Source organism: Mesorhizobium sp. M4A.F.Ca.ET.050.02.1.1 (genome assembly GCF_003997725.1).
Classification (GTDB): Bacteria; Pseudomonadota; Alphaproteobacteria; order Rhizobiales; family Rhizobiaceae; genus Mesorhizobium.
Map to the genome: position 1 here is coordinate 1 of NZ_RZSG01001198.1, position 1,193 is coordinate 1,193.

The following is a 1,193-nucleotide window of genomic DNA, read 5'->3' on the forward strand; positions in this document are numbered from 1 at the left end:
ATCACCACCCGTCGGCCACAGGCGATCATCCACTTCGCAGCACTCGCCTATGTCGGCGAGTCGGTCGGCGAGCCGGCCGACTATTATTCGACCAACGTGGCGGGAACGATCTGCGTGCTCGATGTGGCGCGGACGCATGGCATCGACAACATCATCTTTTCCTCGAGCTGCGCGACCTACGGCGTGCCCGAGACCCTGCCGGTGCGCGAGACCTCGCCGCAGAACCCGATCAGCCCCTATGGACGCACCAAGCTGATGGGCGAGCAGATCATCAAGGATTATGCCGCGGCCTATGGCATGAAATACGCGATCCTGCGCTACTTCAACGCGTGTGGCGCCGATCCCGAGGGCGAGCTTGGCGAATGGCATACGCCTGAAACGCACCTCATACCCAGAGTATTGATGGCGGCGTCCGGTATGATCGACGCGATCGAGGTTTTCGGCACCGACTACGACACGGCCGACGGCACCTGCGTGCGCGACTACATCCATGTCAGCGACCTTGCCCGCGCGCACCTCAAGGCCCTGATGCATCTGGAAGCCGGCGGCGACAACCTTTCGGTCAATCTCGGCACCGGCCGAGGCGTATCCATCAATGAGATCCTGGACGCGGTCGGCCGCATGACGGCGCGACCAGTTCCAGTCGTCCATCGGGCACGGCGTCCTGGCGACCCGGCCGAGCTCTATGCCGATCCGAGCCTGGCGCGCGAGCAGTTGGGCTTCGCGGCGGAGCTCTCCGACATCGACACCATCGTCAGGACGGCCGCACCCTTCTTCGGGCTGGGTTCGGCAACGCCGGCGCCGGCAATTCCTGTCCCGGCTGTCACGGCCACGTCGCGCGCCAGACGCGCGCCGCGCGGCACGAACACCGGCAAACAACGCCAGCCCGCAAGGCTGACAGTCGTCCCAGTGAGTAATGTGTCGGGGCGCGGGCTCGCTGAGTTGGGTTGAGGGCTCTCTCAGCGGGCCTCTTCTTGTCTGATCCGCCGGCGGCGGCCAGACCTGATTGCCGGGGCGGTTCGGCTTTTTGAATTGCCGACCCGCTCGAAATATTGTTCTACGCAGTTCCAGGCAACCACTACGCACCTTCCTGGAATTGCTTCGGGCGGTTCAGCGTTTCATGAAATGCTGGACCGCCCTATTTCTTTGTTCGACCGGATCCGTTTCAGCGCAGGCGCTTCAGCTCTTGGACT

At 63.6% G+C, this 1,193-nt stretch carries 1 protein-coding gene; it reads left to right on the top strand.

From position 1 onward, the window contains the following. On the top strand, positions 1-951 hold a 951-nt coding region (gene galE / locus EOA33_RS36265; protein ID WP_127407762.1), incomplete at its 5' end, for a UDP-glucose 4-epimerase GalE. Between the last annotated feature and the right edge of the window lie 242 nt (positions 952-1,193).